This window comes from Kribbella capetownensis, from assembly GCF_004331485.1.
Classification (GTDB): Bacteria; Actinomycetota; Actinomycetes; order Propionibacteriales; family Kribbellaceae; genus Kribbella; species Kribbella capetownensis.
Genome location: NZ_SJKD01000001.1, coordinates 97,601 through 120,784 on the forward strand (window position 1 = coordinate 97,601; position 23,184 = coordinate 120,784).

21 protein-coding genes are annotated in these 23,184 nt (G+C 69.1%); 6 read left to right on the forward strand and 15 right to left on the reverse strand.

Annotated elements, in window-relative coordinates; all coding sequences use genetic code 11:
- Positions 1 to 96 precede the first annotated feature (96 nt).
- Positions 97 to 1,128 (forward strand): LacI family DNA-binding transcriptional regulator, encoded by a 1,032-nt coding sequence (locus E0H75_RS00510; RefSeq protein WP_131511061.1) that lies wholly within the window; start codon positions 97 to 99, stop codon positions 1,126 to 1,128.
- Here E0H75_RS00510 and E0H75_RS00515 read toward each other — a convergent pair.
- Together E0H75_RS00515 and E0H75_RS00520 are read right to left on the reverse strand one after the other, a co-directional pair.
- Positions 1,121 to 1,978 (reverse strand): LLM class F420-dependent oxidoreductase, encoded by an 858-nt coding sequence (locus tag E0H75_RS00515; RefSeq protein WP_131511062.1) that lies wholly within the window; start codon positions 1,976 to 1,978, stop codon positions 1,121 to 1,123. The genes E0H75_RS00510 and E0H75_RS00515 overlap by 8 nt on opposite strands.
- A complete protein-coding gene (locus E0H75_RS00520) occupies positions 1,975 to 2,538 on the reverse strand; it encodes a TetR/AcrR family transcriptional regulator (RefSeq protein WP_131511063.1) in 564 nt (187 codons plus the stop codon). The genes E0H75_RS00515 and E0H75_RS00520 overlap by 4 nt, the downstream gene beginning before the upstream one ends.
- Before the next feature lie 501 nt (positions 2,539 to 3,039).
- Here E0H75_RS00520 and E0H75_RS00525 point away from each other — a divergent pair.
- Both E0H75_RS00525 and E0H75_RS43865 read left to right on the forward strand, forming a co-directional pair.
- On the forward strand, positions 3,040 to 4,101 hold the full coding sequence (locus tag E0H75_RS00525) for a glycosyltransferase family 2 protein (protein WP_131511064.1): 1,062 nt from the start codon (positions 3,040 to 3,042) through the stop codon (positions 4,099 to 4,101).
- A complete protein-coding gene (locus E0H75_RS43865; RefSeq protein ID WP_238162919.1) occupies positions 4,085 to 5,251 on the forward strand; it encodes a hypothetical protein in 1,167 nt (388 codons plus the stop codon). Before E0H75_RS00525 ends, E0H75_RS43865 begins: the two co-directional genes overlap by 17 nt.
- On the opposite strand, the gene E0H75_RS00535 is transcribed toward E0H75_RS43865, so the two are convergent.
- Positions 5,222 to 5,791, reverse strand: a complete 570-nt coding sequence (locus tag E0H75_RS00535; protein ID WP_131511065.1) for a TIGR03086 family metal-binding protein — start codon at positions 5,789 to 5,791, stop codon at positions 5,222 to 5,224. The two genes, E0H75_RS43865 and E0H75_RS00535, sit on opposite strands and share 30 nt — an antisense overlap.
- Positions 5,792 to 5,865: 74 nt before the next feature.
- On the opposite strand from E0H75_RS00535, the gene E0H75_RS00540 reads away from it, so the two are divergent.
- Together E0H75_RS00540 and E0H75_RS00545 are read left to right on the forward strand one after the other, a co-directional pair.
- A complete protein-coding gene (locus tag E0H75_RS00540) occupies positions 5,866 to 6,819 on the forward strand; it encodes an aldo/keto reductase (protein ID WP_131511066.1) in 954 nt (317 codons plus the stop codon).
- A complete protein-coding gene (locus tag E0H75_RS00545) occupies positions 6,816 to 7,160 on the forward strand; it encodes a YciI family protein (protein ID WP_131361628.1) in 345 nt (114 codons plus the stop codon). Before E0H75_RS00540 ends, E0H75_RS00545 begins: the two co-directional genes overlap by 4 nt.
- A gap of 119 nt (positions 7,161 to 7,279) precedes the next feature.
- Here E0H75_RS00545 and E0H75_RS00550 read toward each other — a convergent pair whose 3' ends face one another.
- From E0H75_RS00550 to E0H75_RS00585, 8 genes are all read right to left on the reverse strand, one after another.
- Entirely contained in the window at positions 7,280 to 7,564 is a 285-nt protein-coding gene (locus E0H75_RS00550) for an antibiotic biosynthesis monooxygenase (RefSeq protein WP_131511067.1), read from the reverse strand.
- A gap of 12 nt (positions 7,565 to 7,576) precedes the next feature.
- The gene (locus E0H75_RS00555; protein WP_131511068.1) at positions 7,577 to 8,725 is read right to left on the reverse strand and encodes a VWA domain-containing protein; all 1,149 of its coding nucleotides are present in this window, start codon (positions 8,723 to 8,725) and stop codon (positions 7,577 to 7,579) included.
- On the reverse strand, positions 8,722 to 10,902 hold the full coding sequence (locus tag E0H75_RS00560) for a DUF5682 family protein (protein ID WP_131511069.1): 2,181 nt from the start codon (positions 10,900 to 10,902) through the stop codon (positions 8,722 to 8,724). The genes E0H75_RS00555 and E0H75_RS00560 overlap by 4 nt, the downstream gene beginning before the upstream one ends.
- Entirely contained in the window at positions 10,899 to 11,981 is a 1,083-nt protein-coding gene (locus E0H75_RS00565) for an ATP-binding protein (protein ID WP_131511070.1), read from the reverse strand. Before E0H75_RS00565 ends, E0H75_RS00560 begins: the two co-directional genes overlap by 4 nt.
- Positions 11,978 to 13,381 (reverse strand): DUF5691 domain-containing protein, encoded by a 1,404-nt coding sequence (locus E0H75_RS00570; RefSeq protein ID WP_131511071.1) that lies wholly within the window; start codon positions 13,379 to 13,381, stop codon positions 11,978 to 11,980. Before E0H75_RS00570 ends, E0H75_RS00565 begins: the two co-directional genes overlap by 4 nt.
- Positions 13,378 to 14,676 (reverse strand): SWIM zinc finger family protein, encoded by a 1,299-nt coding sequence (locus E0H75_RS00575; RefSeq protein WP_131511072.1) that lies wholly within the window; start codon positions 14,674 to 14,676, stop codon positions 13,378 to 13,380. Before E0H75_RS00575 ends, E0H75_RS00570 begins: the two co-directional genes overlap by 4 nt.
- Before the next feature lie 218 nt (positions 14,677 to 14,894).
- Complete coding sequence (locus tag E0H75_RS00580) at positions 14,895 to 17,174, reverse strand: MFS transporter (protein ID WP_238162736.1); 2,280 nt, start codon at positions 17,172 to 17,174, stop codon at positions 14,895 to 14,897.
- Positions 17,175 to 17,485: 311 nt separating this feature from the next.
- A complete protein-coding gene (locus E0H75_RS00585; protein WP_165553349.1) occupies positions 17,486 to 18,337 on the reverse strand; it encodes a LysR family transcriptional regulator in 852 nt (283 codons plus the stop codon).
- An 88-nt stretch (positions 18,338 to 18,425) separates the two neighbouring features.
- Between E0H75_RS00585 and E0H75_RS00590 the strand changes: the two genes are divergently transcribed.
- Positions 18,426 to 19,337, forward strand: coding sequence for a TIGR03564 family F420-dependent LLM class oxidoreductase (locus tag E0H75_RS00590; RefSeq protein WP_131511074.1), 912 nt, complete (start codon positions 18,426 to 18,428; stop codon positions 19,335 to 19,337).
- Here E0H75_RS00590 and E0H75_RS00595 read toward each other — a convergent pair.
- The 4 genes from E0H75_RS00595 to E0H75_RS00610 form a co-directional block, all read right to left on the reverse strand.
- Positions 19,300 to 20,223, reverse strand: a complete 924-nt coding sequence (locus tag E0H75_RS00595; protein WP_165553351.1) for an amidohydrolase family protein — start codon at positions 20,221 to 20,223, stop codon at positions 19,300 to 19,302. The two genes, E0H75_RS00590 and E0H75_RS00595, sit on opposite strands and share 38 nt — an antisense overlap.
- Before the next feature lie 234 nt (positions 20,224 to 20,457).
- Positions 20,458 to 21,348, reverse strand: coding sequence for an SDR family oxidoreductase (locus E0H75_RS00600; protein ID WP_131511076.1), 891 nt, complete (start codon positions 21,346 to 21,348; stop codon positions 20,458 to 20,460).
- Between the two features lie 27 nt (positions 21,349 to 21,375).
- On the reverse strand, positions 21,376 to 22,122 hold the full coding sequence (locus tag E0H75_RS00605) for an SDR family oxidoreductase (RefSeq protein ID WP_131511077.1): 747 nt from the start codon (positions 22,120 to 22,122) through the stop codon (positions 21,376 to 21,378).
- 101 nt (positions 22,123 to 22,223) lie between these two features.
- The gene (locus E0H75_RS00610) at positions 22,224 to 23,150 is read right to left on the reverse strand and encodes a LysR family transcriptional regulator (RefSeq protein WP_131511078.1); all 927 of its coding nucleotides are present in this window, start codon (positions 23,148 to 23,150) and stop codon (positions 22,224 to 22,226) included.
- Positions 23,151 to 23,184 lie beyond the last annotated feature (34 nt).

The window sequence follows — 23,184 nt, forward strand, 5'->3', positions numbered from 1 at the left end:
TGAATACGTATACACAGTGCTGAACCAGAGGTCAACGGCGAGTGGCGACACTCTTGAGTAGGGTTCAGCATTTGGACTACGAGGGGAGGCGGGGTCATGACGCGACCACCGACGAGCAGGGATCTGGCCCGCCTGGCAGGGGTGTCCCAGGCGACAGTTTCACGGGTGCTGACCAACAATCCGAAGGTCAACCCGGAGACCAGGGCGCGAGTGTTGCAAGTACTGAAGGACGCGAACTACACGCCGAACGCGTTGGCCCGCGCGATGAAGACCGGGCGGACCGACACGATCGGCGTCTTCATGACCCGGGTGACCAGCCCGTTCCACGCCGAACTGCTGGACGAGATCGGACGGGTGCTCAGCTCGGTCGGGCTGCACATGATCCTGTGGAACATCGAGCACGACCCTGAGGAGACGATCGCCGACGTCCTGCACCAGCGGCTGGTCGACGGCTTCCTGCTCACGTCGGCGACGTACGACTCGAAGCTGCACACGATGGCACTCGCCTCGGGGACACCGACCGTGCTGCTCCACCGCGGCATCGACGGCCTCGACTGTGATCAAGTGGTCGGCGACAACTGGCAGGGCGCGTACGACGCCGGCCGGTACCTGGTCGAGGCGGGCCACACCGACATTGGTCTGGTCACCCTGACCCACACCGGGAACACCTCACGGGATCGCGACCTCGGCTTCCGCGCCGCGCTGACCGACGCAGGCGTCAAGATCAAGCCCAGCAACGTCGTCTCGGTCGGCGTTCCCCATGCGGACGGCCACGCGGCTGCGCGCAAGCTGCTGTCGAAGCGCAAGCCGCCGACCGCGATCTACACCGTCACCGACCTGCTCGCGTTCGGCATCCTGGACGGTGCGCGGGCGATCGGCGCGAACGTGCCCGACGACGTCTGGCTGATCGGCTACGACAACACCGAGCTGGCCGCGTGGGAGTCGTTCGACCTGACCTCGGTCGAGCAGCCGGTGCACGCGATCGTCCAGACCGGGATCGACCTGCTCCGCAAGAGGATCGCCGAACCGGACCGGCCGACCGAGATCATCAGCCTTCCCTGCCCACTGGTGATCCGCGGCTCGACCGCGAACACTCCCTGGGCTAGTGCCCCGCGTCGCACTAGCTGAGCCTCGGCAGGACGCCGGCCAGGACCTCGGCGTGGTCTTCCGGCTTCGACAGGCCCATGTTCATCGTGTTGACGGTCAGGTGAGTCGCACCGAGCTCGCGCCAACTGTCGACGTACGTCCGCCAGTCCTGCTCGGGCACGTTGCCGAGCGTGAGCCTGGCCTCGAAGCCGATCTGCGCGGGGTCGCGACCTGCCTCCACAGCCGCTGCCCGGATCGTCTCCAACTGCGCACGCGCCTTGTCGTCCGGCGGGCCCTGCGGCATCCATCCGTCCCCGATCCGCCCGGTACGACGCAGTACGGCGTCCGCACTGCCGCCGAACCAGATCGGGATCTGCCGGCGCGGCAGCGGATTGAGCCCCGCTTCCACGATCTGGTGGAACTTCCCGTCGTACGAGATCACCGGCTCGGACCACAGCTTGCGCAGTACGTCGACCTGCTCCTCGAGCAAGGCGCCCCGCTGCTTGAAGGGCACACCGAGGGCTTGGTACTCGACCTGGTTCCAGCCGATGCCGACACCGAGCCGCAACCGGCCGCCGCTCAGGACGTCCACCTCGGCCGCCTGCTTCGCGGCCAGCGCGGTCTGCCGCTGCGGGAGCACCAGCACGCCGGCGACGAGCTCGAGCTCGGTGGTGATCGCCGCGAAGTACCCGAACAGCACGAAAACCTCATGGAACAAGGACTTGTCGGTGTATCCGGTCCAGCCCGGCCTGTTCGCCGGATCCGCGCCGAGCACGTGGTCGTAGGCGAGCACATGGCTGTACCCGGCCCGCTCCACCGTCGTCACCCAGTCGCGCACCACCGTCGGGTCCGCGCCGATCTCGAGCTGAGGGAACACCGCACCGATCTTCACTTCGTAGCCTCCGGCAACAGGTTGATCAGGCCCTTCACCGCCAGCTCGAACGGCTCCACGGAACCCGCCGCCCGGGCCAGCACATAACCACCCTGCAGTACGGCGGCGATGGTGGCGGCCGTCTGCTCGGGGTCCAGTGAGCCAGGGTACTCGCCGTTGCGCTTGCCCTCAGCAACAATCTCGGCGAGGCGGGCGCGCAGCCAGGTGAAGGTCTCGTCGATCGGCTGGCGCAACTCAGGGTCCGCCATCACGTCCGGGTCCGAGGTCAACCGCCCGATCCGGCATCCCCGCAGTACCTCACGATCCCGCTCGAGGTAGTCAGTGATCCGCTCGGTTGCCGTACCGCTGCCACTGAGCTGATCCTCGGCTGCCTCACGCAACTCGGCGCCCGAACGCTCGATCGCCGCGCGGGCCAACTGAGCCTTCCCGGTGAAGTGGTGATACATGCTCCCCTGCCCCGCATCAGCAGCCCGCTGAATCGCCTTGGGACTGGTCCCGACGTACCCCCGCTCCCACAACAATTCCTGAGTACTACGAATCAACCGCTCCACCGTCTCCACCCCACCAACTGTACTTCCAGGTACAGCTGGTCTGAGAAACCCCACGCGTCCGCTACGCGATCTACTCCGTCGCGTGCTACGCAGCCGCTCCCACCCACCCGGGATTGCGCGCTGCCGCGCTTCACCGACTACAGCGTGGCGTCGCCAGCGCGGCGTCGCGTTCCTCGTCCAGGACGAGGTCATTCAGCACGCCGCGGCACATGATCGCCTCGAAGCTACCCAGGGCTCGACCGGGTCGGTGATCAACGCGTCGTAGGCATCGGCATGGAGGTCGTAGAAGGGTCGCTCCGTGGTGATCCTGGCCGATCGAGAAGTCACCGGAGCAGTGTGTCATCGATCGACCAGTAGGTCAGTCGTATTAATGATTCTCGCCCATGAGCGCCGGGATCGGAGGGTTCACGAGTGCACTCTGCGTGACAGTGGTTCGCGGGGTGTGGTTTACGTGTTTCACACGCTGGTTGGATGGTGGTGGGTTGGTGGGGACCGATAGTCTCGGGCGCCATGAGCACCAGCGTCGCCATTGCGGTAATCACCTTCAGGCGACCCGCTCTGTTGCACGCGCTGCTGACCAGCCTGCAGGCCCAGGAAATTCCGGCGGAGTCCGATTACGGGATCCGGATCGTGGTGGTCGACAACGACGCGGACGGGTCGGCTGCTCGGGTGCTCGAGGAGTTCGGCGAGGGGACGCCGTACCCGATCGAATCGGTGGTTGAGCCGGAGCCGGGGATCCCCTTCGCCCGGGAGCGGTCGGTGGAGTTGTGCTGGAACGACGACGCGCTGATTTTCGTGGACGACGACGAGGTCGCGCCGCCGGGGTGGCTGGCGTCGCTCCTGCGCGCCTGGGAGGCCACTGGCGCCGACGTCGTCACCGGTCCGGTCAAGGGCAACCTCCCGGACGGCGCGCCGCCGTGGAACCACTACAGCGACGTACACGACTCGACGGGCCGGCATACGACCGGTGAGGAACTGCGCAAGGCGTACACGAACAACACCCTGGTCAGCCGGCGGGTCTACCACACGGTGACCCCCGGCTTCCATCCAGCGTTCCGCTACACCGGCTCCAGCGACCTGCACTTCTTCCTCCGCGTCCATCGTGCCGGCTTCCGCATCGTCTGGTGTGAGGAGGCGGTGATCTCCGAGGACGTGCCCGTCGGCCGGACCACTCTGCGCTGGCTGGTACGCCGTGCGTTCCGGTCCGGCAGCGGCGACACGATCAGCAGGCTCCTGATCCGCCCGGGTGCGATCAGCTACGTGCTGGTGCTGGCCTATGCTTCAGCCCGGGTGATCTCGGCGATCGGGTTCGCCCTCGCCGGGCTGCTGCTCGGCCGGAAGACGCACCTGCTGAAGGCGGTCCGCCGGTTCTTCTCGGGCGTCGGCAGTCTCGCGGGCATAGTGGGGATCAACCATGACGAGTACCGGGAACGGCACGGCGCCGGGCGTGGGTCCGACGGTGGCGAGTCTGTGCCGGGCGATCTGGCAGATGGAGCGGGACCTGAGTCTGCTCGAGTGGCGGATCAAGGGCGCGCACCCGTGGCCGATCATCCGGATGCGCGTCTTCCATGAGCTGACCCGTCGCAGCGGCATCCACGGAGCACCTCATCCGGTACGGCGGTCGTCGTACGACAAGGCCCGTCTCGTCGCGAAGCACATGACCGGACTGGTCACCCGTAGCCCGTTCGTCGGGCACTACGACTCGCTCGTCGTACCGCACCCGCGGAAACCGAACGGTGTCGAGATCTACACCGACGAACTGCGCGCCGCGCTCGGCCCGTCGGCGCTGATCCTGGACTCGGGCATCAACGGAACACCCCTGCCCGGCAGCCGGAACCTCGACTTCTTCACCTCCGCCGCGGGAGCACTGCACGGGCGATCGGCCGACGACCGGGGCGTCACCGAAGCGCTCCGCGACCTGACAGGCATCTCAGTGCCAGTGAGCTCTCTCGTGGCCCGCGAGGTCCCCAAGCATCTCCGACTGCGAGCCCTCTACCGCACCTTGTTGCGGCGGCATCGGATCCAGACCGTGTACGTCGTGGTCGCGTACTTCCACCAGCACATCGTCGGCGCCGCGCGGGATCTCGGGATCCGGGTGGTCGAGTTGCAGCACGGCGCGATCAGCCCGTTCCATCTCGGCTACAGCTACCCCGGCCGGCCAGCGGTTGCCGATCAGCCGGACGAGCTCTGGTGCTTCGGGTCGTACTGGACCACCGTCGCCGATCTGCCCGCCGGCATGAGGACTGAGGTCGTCGGAACGTCGTACCTGCCGCCGGCGACGGACAAGAACCCCAACCGGGTCGTGTTCCTGTCGCAGGGCACGGTCGGCGCGGAGCTGCTGCATGTGGCCGAGTCGGTCGTCAAGGAGCACCCGGAGCTGGAGGTGCTGTTCCGGCCCCATCCCAGTGAGCATGCGTCGGACTACACCGTCCCGGCCGGCGTGCAGTTGTCGACCGGCGGCAGCACGTTGGATCTGTTGGCCTCTGCGACGTACCAGGTGGGTGTGTCGACGACAGCGCTGTTCGAGGGGATGGCGCTCGGCTGCCGGACTGCCGTGGCCGACCTGCCGGGCCACGAGTACCTCGAGCCGGCCATCGCGCAGGGACACGCACTGCTCATGTCGCACCCCAGACAGCTCCTCAGCGCGCCGCTGTGCACGACTCCGGAGGTCTACTACGCCCCGAGCGACCTGCTACGGCTGACGGCCGATCAGAGCCAGTAGACGGTCCTGGAGCGGCGCGTCGACGGAGACCTCGACCTCCGGGCCGAACACCTCGATCCCCTCCCCGAAGGCGCCCGGCGTACGGAACTGCTCCATCACCTCGGCCGGGATAGCCGCCGTACTGGCCCAGATCCGCTCCACGTCGACGGGATCCATGGTCTCGTCCTGACCGGTGGACCGGGCCAGGTCCCAGCCGTGCAGGACCAGGTCGTCGGAAACCACCTGGTCGACGTGCCGCTCGGCGGTCATCCGGCCGCTCGGGGTGTCGGTCTCGGTGAGCGCGAGGACCGGGTCCTCCAGGACGTCCTCGACCGCCGCCCGCGCCTCCTGGAACGCCGTCAACGGGTCGTCGGACGGCTCGAGCTTGCGGGCGACCGGGATCAGCATCACCCCGTGCATCGTGACGATGTGGTCGACCACGTCCTTGGCCGTCCACAGCTCGCACGGCGACGGGTTGTCCCACTGTTCCGGCCGTACCGCCGCGACCTTCCGCTCGAACGCCTCGGCGCGCCGCCGGTACCGCTCCGCGATCTCACCCATCTCCGCATGGTGCCGTGCGGACCGGCCACGGGGAAGACCCGGTTCTGTCGGCGGCCGCTCCTAGGGTCATCGGCATGCGGAGTGTGGAGCTGGGGCGGACGGGGTTGATGGTGAGCAGGCTGGGGCTGGGGCTCGCCTCCATCGGCGGGATGTTCGCCGCGGTTCCGGAGTCGCAGGCGGTCGCGACCATCGACTGTGCCTGGGAGCTCGGCGTCCGGCTCTTCGACACCGCGCCTGTGTACGGGTACGGCGTCTCGGAGCAGCGGGCCGGACTTGCGCTCCGCGGACGGCCGCGGGACGACTTCGTGCTCTGCAGCAAGGTGGGCCGGCTGATCGAGCCCGGAGGCCCGGACATCCAGCCGATCTGGGCGGATCCACCGCCAGGTCTCGGTCCGCGACTGGACTATTCGTACGGCGCGGTGATGCGCTCGTTCGAGGCGAGTCTGGAGCGGATGGGGATCGACCGGATCGACGTCCTGCACATTCACGACCCGGACCTCGACTACCTGACCGCGTCGACCGAGTCGGTGCGGGCGCTGGCCGAGCTACGTGGGCGTGGCACGATCCGCGCGATCTCGCTCGGGGTGAACCACGCGGACGTCGCAGCCCGGTTCCTCAGCGAGACGGGCGCGGACGGCGCAGACTGCATCCTGCTGGCCGGTCGGTACACACTGCTCGACCAGTCCGGCGCCAACGAACTGCTGCCGCTGTGCGAGAAGTACGGCGTGAGTGTGCTCGCGGCCGGCGTGTTCCAGGGCGGCGTACTGGCCGACACGGCGGACGGTGCACCACACGGGTACGCCCGAGTGCCACCTGCGTTGCTGGAGCGGATCGCACGGCTCCGGGACCTGTGCCGTGAGTACGACGTACCGCTGCTGGCCGCTGCGGTCCAGTTCCCGCTGACGCACCCCGCCGTGCCGGCGGTCGTGGTCGGGGCGCGGAGCCCGCGGGAGATCACGGAGGTCGCAGGGTGGATGGAGCATGAGATCCCGCCGGCGTTCTGGACGGCACTAAGGTCTGCCGTATGAGGTACATGCTGCTTCACAAGACCAACGACAACCTCGAGGCCGGGAACCCGCCGGACCCGGAGATGCTGGCCCGGGCGGACGCGGTTCTCGAGGAGATGCGCCAGGCCGGCGTACTGCTCGTCGCCGAGGGGCTGATGCCGAGCGCCCGCGGTGCCCGGGTGACGTTCCCTCGCCCCGGCGAGCCGCGCGTCATGGACGGGCCGTTCACCGAGACCAAGGAGCTCGTCGCCGGCGTCTCGATCATCCGCGTCGACTCCAAGCAGGAGGCGGTCCAGTGGGCCCTCCGCTTCGCCGAGGCCGACCCGAACACCCCGATCGACATCCTTGAACTAGCTGGCTAGTTTCATGTGCAGGATCGGGTACGGCTTGTTCGTCGTGTCGTGCTTGCTCCTGGACCCTGCCCGCGGTACGCCGGGTCCAGGAGCAGCATCTCGACGTTCCCCTCGCACTGTCAGGTGGATTACGCGAGCGTGCCTTCCTCGGCGGTGACCAGTGAGTCGATCGCGGCGAAGAAGCGGGCGATGCCGGGCAGGTTGCCGCCCTTGTCCCGCGACGCGGCGAAGTCCTCCGGGCTCGCCCACTCGACGATGTCGAGCCACTCGTTGTCCGGGAGTTGCACGAGGCGCGCACCAAGGAACCCGGCGCGATCGGCCGTGAAGTCCGCCAGCATGTCCGCGCGGGCGGCGAGCAGTTCCTCGGTCTTCTCGGGCCGGACCCGGAAGCGAGTCAGCTCGACACTCGTCATAAGGCGTTCCTTTCAGGACAGGTTGGTGGCAGCCCACGTGGTGATGTCTTCGTGGCGGATGGCGGCGGCCATCAGGTCAGGGAAGCGGTCCGGAGTACAGGCGAAGGTCGGGATGCCGAGGGCGGTCTGCGCGGCCGCGTTCTCCGGGTCGTACGACGGCGTACCCGAGTCGGCCAACGCCAGCAGGGCAATCACCTGGACGCCAGACTCGGTCAGGGTGCGAGCGCGACGAAGCATCTCCTCGCGTACGCCGCCCTCGTACAGATCCGAGATCAGCACCAGCACGGTCTCGGCCGGCTTGGTGACCAGCTCCTCGCAGTACGCGAGCGCACGGTTGATGTCGGTCCCGCCGCCGAGCTGAGTCCCGAACAGTACGTCGACCGGGTCCTCAAGCTGATCGGTCAGATCGACCACTGCAGTGTCGAAGACGACCAGACTGGTCCGCAGCGTGCGGATCGACCCGAGCACCGCACCGAACAGCGACGCGTACACCACGGACTCCGCCATCGAGCCCGACTGGTCGATCGCCAGCACGATGTCGCGCTGAACGCTGTGGTTGCGCCGCGCGTACCCGACCAGCCGGTCGGGCACGATCGTGCCGAGCGCCGGCGAGAAGTGCTTGAGGTTCGCGCGGATGGTCCGGTCCCAGTCGATGTCCGAGTGCCGCGGCCGACCGGTCCGCCCGGCCCGGTCCAGCGCACCGGAAATCGCGGCCCGGGTCCGCTCGGCCAAGCGTGCCTCCAACTCGGCGACGACCCGCCCGACCACCTCGCGCGCAGTCTGCTTCGTCTCCTCCGGCATCACCTCGTTGAGCGCGAGCAACGTGCTGACCAGGTGCACGTCCGGCTCGACCGCACCGAGCAGCTCCGGCTCCATCAACATCCGGGTGATGCCGAGCCGCTCGACGGCGTCCCGCTGCATCACCTGTACGACGGTGCTCGGGAAGTACTGCCGGATGTCCCCCAGCCACCGCGCGACCCGCGGCGCCGACGAACCGAGCCCGGCCGACCGCCCGGGCCCCTGCTCGCCGGGCTCCGCGTCGTACAGCGCGGCGAGCGCCGCGTCGACGGACCGGTCCTGCGTGGACAGCGTCGTACCCGTCTCCTCCTCGGCGTCAGTGCCCAGCACGAGTCGCCAGCGGCGCATCCTTTCGTCGTTCATGAAACCCCCAGCAGCTGCGCGACGACGGGCAGCACGGACGCGGCCAGCTCAGTGTCGAGATCGTTGTCGTCAGCAACAACCAATGCGGCCGGGTCGGCGAGGGCGCGCGCCCGCGTCCCGATCGACCGCCGCTCCGGCGACGCGAACGTCCCGAACGTACGGCGAAGCAGCGGCAACACCTCGACGAACGCGTCGTCCGGGATCTCGCCCAACCACGCGTCCACCAACGCCAGCAGCCGTTCGTCGTGCACCAGCAGCAGACCGCCACCCGCAAGGAACCCCTCGACATACCCGGCTGCACCGGCGGTCGGCGTACCTGGGGACAGCGCTCGCCCCAGCCGCAACGCGACCTCGTGATCCGGCAGCCGCGACGTGTCCAGCATCAGCCGGGTCAGCCGCCCACGGATCAGCGGCGGCACCGAGGTCCGGTCGCTCAACCCCTCCAGGGTGTTCAGCCACTCCGACCGCACGTCCTCGGCCAGCAAGGCAGTTGCGTCCTGCACGCCGTCGATCAACTCCTGCACGGCAGCAGCCGCATCGGGATCGAGACCATGAACGGTCCGCCCGAGACCGGCACAGATCCGCGAGACCATCCGCCCGGCAACAGCACCCAGCCCGGCCGTGTCAGTCCCGCGTACGTCGCCGTACCGCGAAGAACGCGCCAGCGCAGGCAACGCGGCCATCAGGTGACCGACATCGGCATCGGCCGCCGCCCGAGTGTCGACGCCGCGCAGCAGCTCGGGGAGCGCGTCCTCGAGGTCGGCCAACAGGGACTTCTCCAGGGCCGCGGTGACATCGGCCAACGTCGACGCGTCGCCCGCCACGCGCAGCATCACAGTGGTCGCGGCGCCGATCACCGTCGTACCGTGCGCACCCGCGGCGACCAACTCGACCTCGAGTCCGGGATCCCAGGTGAGCCGCCACATCTCGCGGAACGTACCCTGCGCGCGCCGCTCATCGATGGCCGGAACACCCCAGTGCACGCCGAGGATCCGCAAGCGGTGCAGCAATCGCGACTTGTCCAGGTCGTTCGGCTTCCGCAGGTCGAGCTCGATCACCCGCTCGGTCGCATCCCGCTTCATCCGCAACCGCCGCGCCTGTGCCGCAAGGTCCGCCGCCACCGGCGCCTGCGGAGTCTCCCCAGGCACCGACCCCAGCAACTCACCGACCACGGCTTCCCGGGTGACCAGATCAAGCAGTACGTCGTTCCCACCGCACAGCACCGCCCGTGTCCCCTCGGTGACCTCGCTCAACCCGGCCAGCGGACGTCCGCGCAAGGCCGCCAAGGTGTCAGCGAGCCGGACGGCCTCGATCACGTGAGCGCTGGAAACAGGCAGGTCCTCGTCCCGCAATACGCGAGCGACCTTCGACAGCCAGCGGGTGGTGATCTGGTCCGGCGCGGTGAACAAATGGTGGTACCAACCGGGTGACGTGATGCCGGCGCCGTACCCGCTCGCCGCCGACAGCCGGCCGTGCGTCCACGGCACCCAGGTGCACGCGACCTTCCGCTTCGGCAGGCCCTTCAGGATCCGCTGGTCATGAGTTGCTGGAGGCAACGGAATCTCCAGCGCGGGTACGTGCCAGGCTCCGCAGACCACGGCGATCCGTTCGTACCCCTCGCGCAACGCCTTGCGCAGCACAGTCCGCATGTAAGCCTCGCGTTGCGCCTCCCGGCCGGTCGCCTCCTCGCCGTGCCGCAACTCGCGCATCGCGTCGGCGATCACCGTGAACGGCTCAGCCCCCTCGCGCCGGGACTCGATCACGTCGTCCCACCAGCGCTCGGGATCGTCGTACCCACCCGCATTCGCCAACGTGGCCAGCGGATCGATCGACATCGCCCGCCGCCCGTCACCACCGGATGACGCGAACTGCTGCGCGGCGGGCAGGTCGCAGAACCGCACCGGAACACCGGCATCCAACCCGTACTTGATCGCCTGCCACTCGGGACTGAACACGGCGAACGGCCAGAACGCCGCCCGGGTCGAGTCGTCGACCGCGTAGGCCAGCAGCGCGACCGGCGGCTCCATCTCCTCCGACGCGGCGAGCTCCACCACCTTGTCGGCCTCTGGCGGTCCCTCGATCAGCACCACGTCCGGCTGGAGCTCGCCGAGCGCGGTCGCCACCGCCCGAGCCGACCCCGGCCCGTGATGCCGAATCCCCAGCAGGTGAACGGTCATCCGTTGATCTCTCGGCAGGCTCGGTAGAACGGTGCCCAGTCATCCCGCTCGCGCACGACGGTCTCGAGGTACTCCGACCAGACGACGCGGTCCGCCGACGGGTCCTTGATGACGGCTCCGAGGATGCCGCCGGCCACGTCGGTCGGCCGCAGCACGCCGTCCCCGAAGTGCGCGGCGAGCGCGAGACCACCGGTCACGACGCTGATCGCCTCGGCGGTGGACAGCGTGGCCGACGGGGACTTGACCGCGGTCCGGCCGTCCTCGGTCCGGCCCGATCGCAGCTCACGGAAGATCGTCACCACCCGGCGGATCTCGTCCAGCGCATCGTCGGGCTGCGGCAACTCCAGCGCCGACCCGAGCTGCGCGACCCGGCGGGAGACGATCTCCACCTCGTCGTCGGCCGAGTCCGGCAGCGGGAGTACGACGGTGTTGAACCGGCGCCGCAACGCACTGGACAGTTCGTTGACGCCCTTGTCGCGGTCGTTGGCGGTGGCGATCACGTTGAAACCCTTGCGGGCTTGGATTTCCGTGGCCAGTTCGGACACCGGCAGCGTCTTCTCGGACAGGATCGTGATCAGCGCGTCCTGGACGTCGGACGGCATCCGGGTCAGCTCCTCGATCCGGGCGATCTTCGCCTCGGTCATCGCCCGCTGCACCGGACTCGGCACCAGCGCCGCCTCACTGGGACCCTGGGCAATCAACTGCGCGTAGTTCCAGCCGTAGCGGATCGACTCCTCCGCCGTACCCGCCGTCCCCTGCACGAGCAGGGTCGAGTCACCGCTGATCGCCGCCGCGAGATGCTCGCTGACCCACGTCTTCGCCGTCCCCGGTACGCCGAGCAGCAGCAACGCACGGTCCGTCGCAAGTGTGGCCACCGCGACCTCGATCAGCCGGCGCGGACCGACGTACTTGGGTGAGATCTCCGTGTCGCCGGCCCGTCCACCGAGCAGATACGTGACCACCGCTGCCGGAGACAGCCGCCAGGCCGGCGGACGGGCGCGATCGTCCGCGGCTGCCAGTGCGGCTAGCTCGTCGGCATACTCCTCTTCCGCGTGCGGCCGCAGTACTTCAGTCGTCATGACAGCTCCTCGTGCATCTCACGTCGGAAGATCAGGGTCTCCACCAGCCGGCGGCGCCAGGTGTCTTCCTCGCCGGTCGGCTCCCGGGTGATCGGATGATTCAGTACGTCGGCCGGCGCGGCGCGGGCCGTGATGCTCGCCAACCGGGCCCACGCTCGGGCGGTGCCGACCTTGGCCAGTTGGTCCAGGATCATGGTCGCGAGAGACGACGGCCACGGCACAGGCAGCCCACCCACCAGTTCGGCGACGTCCACGGTGGTCCGGAGCGCCTCCACGGCCCGCGCCCACTCGTCCGGCGGCAGCAGTCGCAACAACTCGGCCGGACTCCGGCTGCCGGTCGATGCCTCGGACCGCAACAAACTCCGGGCCCAATCCGCCGAACTCTCCCGGATCGCGGCTTCCGTCCAAGCTGCCTGCAGTACGTCGGGCGAACAGCCCTCCACCGGTGTCTGCAACCAGCTGAGATCCATCACGGACAAGGGGGTGCTGGCAACGATCTGCAGAAACCACCACGCACGCTTGCCGACTCCCTCGGGGTTCTCCGAGGTGATCCCGTCGCGCTCCATCGAGGCGCTCAGCCGCCGCGGCAGGTCGACCGCGATCACACCCTGGCTGACGGTCAGATGCGACCACATCCGCTCCGCCATGCGTTCGCCATAGCGAGAACCCGGGACGCGCGCGAGCAGCCGGGACGCGCCCCGGCGTACCTCCTTGGAACGGTCGTCGAGCGCGGCCTCGAGGAATTCCTCGTCGTGCTTGGACAATCCATCCGCGAGCAGACCGAGGAAGTCCGCCCGAGTCGCGGCGGACTCGGTCGTCCAGACCTCGCTCAGCGCCTCGCGGGCGGCCTCAGGATCATGCTGCCGAAGACCACGCAACCAGCTGCGACGCTGGATCGCGTTGCCGTGCGTCCACAGCTCGGGATCGTTGCCCTCGACAACCGCTGCGTGCAGGAACCGCCACTCTGGATTCAGATCAGCCAACCACGCGGCTCGCCGACCCGCGGCGGCGATCACGAGCGGCCGGTACTCCGCTCTGTTCCGGGCGTAGTCGGCCAACGCGGGAAGGTGCTCCGGCGGCACGCCCCAACCGCGTGCGTCGGCGGCACGCAGCCACTCGCCGAGCGCCGTCGTCTGGAACCCACCAAGCATCGCGGCCAGCCGCCGGATCGCGACCGGTCGAGGTAGCGGCCTGTCCTCACCTGGTGCCGCAGGCAACGGTTCGAGCTCCTGCAACGGTTTGCGTCCCGCTCGCTTGTAGACAGTCGCCAGCGCTGCCGCGTCGAGGAGACCGCCATCGCCCAGCCGTTCCTGGATGTGCTCCGGCAACTCCTCGAAATGCACCGGCCGCCGGTCCGTACCCAGCAACGCCGAACTGACCAACCCGTCCCAACCCTTCACAGGATCACCGGCCGATCGCCGTGCCAGCAGGTCATCGGCCGGAAGCCGGCACGGTTCCACTCGCCGGCGACGGTGACCGGATCGCCAGCCGACACCGCCAGCAGCTTCCACGGATCCACGCCAGGCAAGATCTCCAGTCCGTCACCCGCATCGTCCACCAGCGCCCACCCCTCGCCGTACCGGGCCGGACGCACGTCTTGCAGGACCAACGGCCAGCGCTCGTTCCACGGGTCGGCGGCGACAGATTCGACGTACGACGCCAAGGCCTGGCGGATGGTGAATCCGGTCGGCTTCGGTGCGGGGAGGCGCGGCGCGGTCTGGGTGAGCAGGGCGCGCATCGGGAGAGCACCGGGGTAGAAGGACAGGGCTCCGGGGACATACTCGCCAGGTCGGGCCGGCAGCGGGTCGAGGGGGCGTCCGGCGGCGGCGAAGGTGAGGATCAGGCCGAGCCGTCCCGTTGTTGCCCCACGCAACCAGACACGTCGCACTGTGAGGCGATCGTCGGGTTCGATCACGCGGCCGAGTACGAGCCAGTCGTCCTCGACCTTCTCTCCTTCGACCAGCACGCGAGCCGTCTCGACGGTCCAGCCGATCCGCGACTGCACGGTGTCGGCCAGCGACGGCGGGAGGTCGGCGAGGCGGGCGTGAGCCGAGACGATCAGATGGATGAGGGACAGCTCCTCGAGCAGCTCACCCGGCCAGCCGTGACCACGGCCGACGACCCCGGCGGCTCGGCGTACCGCTCCTGCGACTCCTGGTGCCTGCGCGTCCACCATGCGCGCTGCCAACCGGCTCAGCTCGGTGTACGCACGTTGGTCGAATCCGCCCAGCCCCTGCCGGACCTGGTCGTCCAGCCAACTCGACAGCTCGGCCATGCCCGCCGATACGCGGTCGGCGCGTCTCGAGGCACGTTGTTGGGCAGCCAGAGGGTCGGCGACCTCGCCCGGCTTACGCTCCGGCCTCTCCGCCCGGGCTGCTCGCTGATCCACCCACGAGCTCACCCACTCCGGCTCGTCGCCGGCCTGGATCTCTCCGGTCGCCCACAGCAGCAGCAACCCGAGCGCATGCTTGCACGGAAACTTCCGGCTGGGACAGGAGCACCTGTACGCCGGCCCACCCGGATCAACAGTGGTCTGGTACGGCGCCTTGCCGCTGCCCTGGCACAGTCCCCACACGGCCCGGTCGGATGCCCCGGTCCCGGACCACTTCTCCGCCCGAGCCTGCGACTGGCCGGCCTTCGCGGACGCAGAATCAGGCGCCAGTCCCAGCACCTGCTCCACGTCCCACGGCCCCACGGCACTCCTCTCTCCAGGCTTCTCCCGGAAGCATGCCATCCGCATCCGACATCGACCGGGGGTGGTGGGTACCTAAGGACAGGAGGTAGTCGGCTCCGCGACCGGCGCCGCCGCCTGAGCCGCACCCCAGATCGCCGGCTGGAGGCCACTACCTCCTGTCGTTAGCTCACCGAAGGTCGCGGCTCACCGAAGGTCGCAGCTCACCCGAAGGTTGCCGCTCAGCCGAAGGCCTGGCGTTGCTGAACCTCTTCCTCCGGGTAGCCGTTGCCGGTGGGGCCCGGGGTCGGCGGCGGTGGCGGCGTGCTGGAGAGGCCGTCGCGGATGGTGCCGAGGAGGCGTTGTTCGACGGCTTCCAGTTCGGCGATCCGGGCTCGGACCTCCTGCTCTTCCGCGCGGGCCTCGGCAAGCACCTGGTCTGCCTCGGACTTCGCGGCCTCGCGGACCTGCTCGGCCTCGGTCTTCGCGGTTTCGCGGAGGTGATCGGCGGTGCGCTGGCTCGCGCTGAGCACGCTCAGTTCGTAGCGGCGCAGTTCGTCGACCAACTCGCCGGCCGGACGCTGGGAGTCGAGGATGGCGGCGGCCGGTTGGGGAACCGCGTCGGGAAGGGCGGACTCCAGGTCGGCGATCTGCTGGTCGACCCGGGTGAAGAGGTCGGCTACGTCGGTCCGCATCTGACGGATCACCGTGGAAGCCGCCTGAACCCGCTCGTTGGCCTCGCGCTCACGCTCGCGGGCGATCCGCTCGGCCGACGTGATCACATCGAGCGCCACCACAGCCGCCCGCTCCGCCGGATCATCCGGCACCGAGTCCGCCGTGCCGACCGCAGTCGGGCCATCCTCCTCCGAGGTCATGCCGACCGTCCGCCGCAGCGGCACCTCGCGGATGAACAGGACGGCGAGCAGGCTGACCACCGCCGAGCACGCCGCGATCACGAAGATCCGCCCGGTCGCATCGCCGTACGCGTGCCGCACGATCTCGGCGACCGGCGCCGGCAGCGAGTTGACGTCGAGCACACTCCCGCCGCCCCCACTCTGCGCTGCCGCGGCGGCCTCGGGCCCGAGGGCGCGCAGGTTCTCGGCGATCAGATCGGTGACCCGGGTCGCCAGCACCGCACCGAGCACCGACACACCAACCGCACCACCGAGGCTGCGGAAGAACGTGACGGTGGCACTCGACGCACCGACCTGGCTGACGTCGACGGTGTTCTGTACGGCGAGCACCAGGTTCTGCATCATCATGCCCATGCCGATGCCCATCGACAGCATGCCGCAGCCGACGTACCAGTACGGCGATGTGTGGTCGATGGTCCCGAGCACCGCAAGCCCCGCGGTGAGGAGCAAGCCACCGAGCACGAGGTACCGCTTCCACTTGCCGAACCGGGTGATCAGCTGCCCGGACCCGACCGACCCGAGGAACGAGCCGAACATCATCGGGATCGTCAGCAACCCGGCCTCGGTCGGGCTGTAGCCGCGGGCGACCTGGAAGTACTGCCCGAGGAAGACCGCGCTGCCGAACATCGCGATGCCGACCGCGAGGCTGGCCAGGATCGCCAGCGCCGTGGTGCGTTCGCGGACCACCTGCACCGGGACGAGCGGCTCCCGCGCGTGGGTCTCGACGATCACCGCCAGGATGGCCAGCAGCGCCGTACCACCCAGGTAGGCGCCGGTCTGCCAGGACCACCACGGGAAGTGCTCGCCCGCGAAGGACACCCAGATCAGCGGCAGGCTCGCCGCGCCCGCGATCAGGAAGGCGCCGAGGTAGTCCAGCTTCACCTTCCGCTTGACCACCGGCAGGTGCAGGTACCGCTGCAGCACGATCAACGAAAGTACGGCGAGTGGCACGCAGACGTAGAAGCACCAGCGCCAGCCGAGCCACGAGGTGTCGACGATGACGCCACCGACCAGCGGCCCGGAGACAGTCGCGACCGCCATCACGGCACCCATGTAGCCGGAGTACCGGCCTCGGCTGCGGGGTGGGATCGCGGCTCCGACGATCGCCTGCGCGAGAGCCATCAGGCCGCCCATCGCCAGCCCCTGCAGAACCCGTGCACCGATCAGGAACGGAACGCTGTGCGCCGCGCCGGCGAGCGCGGACCCGGCGACGAACATGATGATCGCGAGCTGGACGAGCAACTTCTTGCTCATCAGGTCGGACAGCTTGCCCCAGACCGGCGTCGACACGGTCATCGCGAGCAGGCTGGCGGTGACGACCCAGGTGTACTGCGTCTGCGTGCCGTGCAGGTCGGCGATGATCGTCGGCAGCGCGTTGCTGACGATGGTCGAGCTGAGCACCGCGGTGAACAGCGCCGCGAGCAGGCCGGCCAGGATTTCCAGGATCTCGCGATGCGTCAGCCCCGGATCCATGGTGGCGGCCGGTGGTGGGCTGGGCGGCGCCGGGCGGTCCTCGGCGTACATCGAGCGGTAGCGGGCTGTGGGGTGCTCGGGAGCGGCGGGATGGGCCGTCGCCGAGTCGATGGCCTCGGTCCGGGTGGCAGACATCGGGTTCCGTTCGTACGCGGGGTCGCTTCGGGGCCGGGGCAGCGGGTCAGCGCTGCTCCGGGGCGGAAACGGCCGGCACGTGTCCCGGCGTACTGCGCACGTCGGGACACCGGGTCCTCACCCAGGCCTGGTTATGGTTGCAAGAACCAACGATAAGCCCGCTCCGTCAGCGACCGCTCACCGGGCGCCACCATTCGCGCTCGTCTTTTCCTGAGACAACCCCTCCTCGGGAGAGGGTTTTCCGCATACGATCCGGGCTGTTGAGAGATCAACAGCTACCCCGGCGGTGCTGTCAGGGCCCGCCGGGGTTCTCAGCCGAAGGCCCGCACCAGTACGTCGAGGCAGACCGGCGCATCGCCCTCAGCGATCACCAGGTTGCCCGGCGCGGACAGCGCCGGCGCCAACGGCCCCATCCACAGCGCGCCCTCGGCCGGTCCACACGACGTGCCATACACGACGGTCCAGGCCGGCGCACCGGTCGACATCTCGACGACCGTGTCCTCCAGGTTGTCCACCGGACGACCCATCAGCGGTTCGAATCCGGCCTCCCGGCAGGCGCCGACGATGTGCTCGAGCAGCCAGGGATCAGGCGGCAACCGCAAGGGCAGACCCGCCAGATCGATGAGTTTCACGCCGTCGTCGGCCCGGTACGCCGATGGCGCCAGGACGGACAGCGGATCGCGCCAGAGCTCGACCACCTGGAGATCGGCAGCGGCCACCTCGCCTCGGACGAATGCGACGTCGAGTTCACCCGCGCGCAGCGCCTCGACGTGATCCGCGGCCGAGCCGGAGCTGAGCTTGATCTCGATCCCCGGAGTGTCCGACCGCAGCACGGCCAACCCACGCTCGAGTCGATCTCGCAGGCCCTGCGCGGTCCCGATCCGCAGTACGCCGCTCCGTCCGGACACCAGCTCCGCCGCGACCTCGGTGGCGCGGTCGGCGGCGGTGAGGATCGTCCGTGCCTCGCGCAGCATCCGCTCGCCGTCACCGGTCAGCCGGACATGGCGGGAGGACCGGTCGAGCAGCTTCAGGCCGAGCTCGCGTTCCAGCCGGGCCACCTGCTGGCTGACCGCGGGCTGCACGATGTTCAGCCGCTCGGCGGCCTTGCCGAAGTGGAGTTCCTCGGCGACCGTGACGAAGTACCGCAGCTGCCGCAGCTCCATCGGGGACCTCCAGCGATCACGAGTCGTTATCGCTGCCCAGCGTAATCGAGGCTTGGTCACCGGTCCCCGGGCTCGTTGACTGATGGACATGAGACTCGGACTTTGGATCGACGAAGAGAACCTGCGCATCGACCAGGTGGGCGCGGCCGCGAAGGCGGCTGAGGAGCACGGCATCGACCGGATCTGGTTCAGCCAGCGGCTCGGGTGGGACGCACTCACGCTGATCGCCGGGGCGGCACCGTTCACCTCGACCATCCAGTTCGCGGTCGGCATCGTGCCGGTCTATCCGCGGCACCCGCTCGCGCTGGCAGCGCAGGCGCTCAGCGTGCAGGCGGTGATCGGCAACCGGCTCACGCTCGGGGTCGGGTCGAGTCATCCGCAGATCATCGAGGGCATGTTCGGACTGTCGATGGAACAGCCGGCCCGCTTCATGCGCGAGTACGTCGAGGCTCTCGGCCCGCTGCTGTCCGGCGAACCGGTCGCGTACGAAGGCGAGAAGCTCACCGCCCGCGGACAGATCGAGATCCTCGGGACCGAGCCGCCGGAACTCATCCTCGCCGCGCTAGGTCCGAGGATGCTGAGGATCGCGGGTGAGCTGACCGCTGGTACGACGACCAGCTGGGTCGGACCGGAGGTGATCGAGAGCTTCATCCGGCCGACGATCGACCAGGCCGCGACGGCGGCGGGTCGCCCGCGGCCGCAGATCATCGCCGGCGCGTGCGTCGCGCTCACCGACGATCCGAACGCGACCCGCGAGTGGATTCGCGCCCGCTTCGGTCCGGCAGGCGACATGCCCTCCTACCGGGCGGTTCTGGATCGCGGCGGCAAGGCGGGGCCGGAGGACACCGCCGTACTGGGTGACGAGTCGGCCGTCGCGAAGGAGATCGAGCGGTTCGCGGAGGCCGGAGCGACCGAGTTCCTGCTCTGTCCGGTCGGCACCGATGAGGAGCGGGAGCGGACGATCAGGTTCGCGCACGACTATGCGCGCGGGCTGAAATGAGTTCGGATGCGTTGGTGTTCGCGTGCTCCCGCCAGCCGGGTACGGCGACGTCGAGACTGGCGATTTGGCGGGAGACCGCGTCCGTCGGGGTGAAGCAGTAGCCGCTACCGAACACGAGACGGTCGGCGCTGTCGGGCGGAGGTGCTCCGGCGGCGTCGTACCAGAGGGTGTGCAGCTGGGAGGCAACGCTGGGCAGACCGCCGGACGGGGGTGTGAACGTTGACTGGAAGAGATCGAGGCGGTCGGCGATCATCGGGAGAGCACCGGCGGGCGAGACGATGAAGCGGATGCCGAGGTAGCGAGCGAACACCCCGGTGAGCGCGAGGTCGGTGACCGCCCGGGCGCTGTCGAAGACGAACTCGATCATCGGTCGCGGCCGGTCCAGGGAGACCTGTCGCCACTGCGGCGGCGAGGTCGGGTGCAGCAAGACCACCGCCGACCTGTCGTTCAACGCCTGCCACAACGGTTCCCACGACGGCTCTCCCGGATACTGACCGCCCGCGTTGCTCATCAGTACGACGCCATCCGCGTGCAGTACGTCGTACGCGTAGTTCAGCTCGACCAGCGCACCCTCGACGTCCGGCAACGGCAGGCTGGCGAAGGATCCGAACCGTCCCGGGTGATCCCGGCCCAGCTCGGCTGCGGCCTCGTTCATCCGCCGGGCCAGCACCTGCGCCCGGAAGTCGTCGCCGAAGTGCACCCCCGGCGACGACACGGACAGCAGTGCGGTCGCGATCTCGTTCTGGTCCATCAGGTCGAGTTGCTTGCGGACGCTCCACTCCGGCCAGCCGGGCATCCCGTCTGGACGGAGATGCCCGGCGCGTTCCGCCGCTGCCACGTACTCCGGCAGCAGGAAGTGCGAGTGGACGTCGATCAGGCCGGTCATGGGGCCTCCCGGCCTGGACTGAGGAGCGGAGGGAGCGCAGCGACTGGAGGGACGAGGGAAGGCCAGGAGTCGAAGCCCCATGACCCGCCGCGCCGGAGGCGTGGCATCGATACGGTCATGGGGCCTCCCGGCCTGGACTGAGGAGCGGAGGGAGCGCAGCGACTGGAGGGACGAGGGAAGGCCGGGAGTCGAAGCCCCATGACCCGCCGCGCCGGAGGCGTGGCATCGATACGGTCATGCCACCGGGTGGAGGAGGTCGTCCAGATCGATCCGCCGGAGCAGTTCGGCGCGGACTCGGTCAGCCACCCCGTTCACCACCGCGGCGCCGTCGTCGGACGGGTCGATGTGCACCCGGAACGGCCGCCGGCCCTTCTCGGTACCGACCACGGTGACGATCTCCTTGGCCACCTCGGCGACATCCGCCCAGGACGGCTCGAGCTCGGCGAGCTTCTGGCTGACCTGCTCCATCAGACCGGCGTACTTCGTCTCGTACGCGGACACGATGTCCGTGTCGGCGGGCTTGCCGCTGTGGGCGAAGTGGTTGGTGCCGTGGGTGAAGGCACCCGGTACGACGATCGTGGTCTCGATCCCGAAGCGCGCGACCTCCAGCGCGTAGCTTTGCGCCAGCGCGTCCATCGCCGCCTTCGCCGCGAAGTACGGAGCCAGGTACGGCGGGGTCCCGCCGCGGGTGCTCGAACTACCAACCCACACCATCAGCCCGTCCTGCTGTCCACGCATCTGCGGGAGTGCGGCGCGGTTGAGTCGCTGCGTTCCCACCACGTTCGTGTCGTACAGGTCGGCCAACTGCTCCGGCGTGAATGCTTCGGCAGGGCCGGTGACCATGTGGCCGGCGTTGTGCACGAGTACGTCGAGCCGACCGGTCTCACTGACCACGGTGTTGACGGCCTGGCGGCTCGACTCGTCCGAGCTGATGTCCAGCTCGACGGGCCGGAGGTCGACGTTGTGCTCGGTCGCGTACTGCTTGGCGTCGGAGGCGGCGGGCGTGTTCCGGCCGTTGAGGTCGCGCATTCCGGCGTACACGATGTGGCCGGCGTCGGCGAGGGCGCGGGCAGTGAGGGCACCGAAGCCGCTCGACGCACCACTGATCAGGACTGTCGTGCTCATCACGGTTTTCCTTTCAGAATCAGGGGTTTACGCGGCCGAGCCGCCGTTGGCGTAGATGACCTGGCCGTTGATCCAGCGGGCCGGGCCGGCCAGGAAGGCGATGATCTCGGCGATGTCGGACGGCTCGCCCAGGCGCTCCAGCGGCGGCTCGGCGGCGATCCGGTCGATCAGTTCCTGGGGCTTGCCCTCGAAGAACAGCGGGGTCGCGGTCGGACCCGGGGCGACGGTGTTGACGGTGATGTCGCGGCCGCGCAATTCGCGGGCCAGGATCAGGGTGATGGCCTCGACACCGCCCTTGGTGGCCGAGTAGGCGGAGTACCCGGGCCGGGCCAGCTTGGTCAGCGAGCTGGAGATATTCACGATCGCGCCGCCGTTGCGCACCCGCCGGACTGCCTGCTGGTCGACCACAATGGTTCCTCGCAAGTTGGTCCGCACGACCCGGTCGAACACGTCCAGGTCGAGATCGGCCAGCGGCGACAGCGGCATGATCCCGGCCGCGTGCACGACCACGTCGACGCCGCCGAACTCCTGCTCGGTCCGGTCGAACAGCGCGGCTACCGCGGTCTCGTCGCCGACGTCGGCCTGGACCGCGATCCCGCGGCCGCCGGCCTGCTCGACCTCCTTGACGGCCTCTTCGCCCGCCGCCTGGTTGCCGCTGTACACGATCACCACCGCGTAGCCGTCGCGGCCCAGGCGGGCGGCCGCCTCGCGGCCGATGCCACTGGATCCGCCGGTCACGATCGCGACCCGCTCGGTGGTGGTGTTCTCGGTCATCGTCCTGCTCCTCGATCTCGGTGCCTGGTCTTGCTGACACCTCGATCGTGCTCCGCAGGATGGATCAAGTCCAACGACTCAAGTCGATGGGTGAATCAATTCTATTGATGTACGTCGGCGCCTGATTCGGTGCCCGACGGATGCCGCAGATGGGTGCTGACCAGACCGAGGAGGGCCCGCAGCGCAGCGGTCGGTTTCCGCTTCTTCAGCGTGGCCATGTACAGCGACCACTGAAACGATTCGCCGGTGATTGCCACGACCCGGATCGCCTGCTGATCCGCCACGGCGTACCCGGGCAGGATGCCGAGGCCGACGCCGTGCCGGACGAACTCGACGCCGTTCTCGATACCCAGCGCCTCGACCACCACATGCCGCCCGATCCCGGCCGCCTCGAAGGTCTGGTCGATCATCGCCCGGGTCCCGAACCCGGGCGGGAAGTCGACGAACGCCTCGTCGGCGAGGTCGGCCAGCGTCACCGAACGCCGGCGCGCGAGCCGGTGCCCGACCGGGACAGCGAGCACCTGCGGGACCCGGAGCAGTTCCCACGCGGTCAACTCGCGCGGCACACCGCCGGCCGCGATGCCGAGGAAGCCCACGTCGATGTCGCCGTTGCGCAGCGCGACGATCACGCCGGCCGATCCTTCGGCGTCGACCCGCAACTGGAGCTCGACGTTCGGGTACCTCCGGCGGAACTCGCCGGCCGCCGCGGGCAAATCGATCAGCCCGAGACCCGGCAGCAGACCGACCCGCACGGATCCGCGCATGCCCGCACCGAGTTCGTCGACGACGTCACGCGCGCCCTGGACCGCGTCCATCACCGCGAGCGCTTCCGGCAGGAACGCCGTACCCGCCTCCGTCAGCAGCACCCGCTGGGCGCTTCGCTCGAACAGCGTGACCTTGAGATCGCGTTCCAGCGCGGCGATCGCGGCACTCACTGCGCTCTGCACCACATGCAGCCGCCGAGCGGCCAGCGTGAAACTGCGCTCGTGCGCCACCGCCACGAAGTACTCCAGCTGCCGCAACTCCACAGCCGAAGTCTGCCGCACCGCATGTCAAGAACGC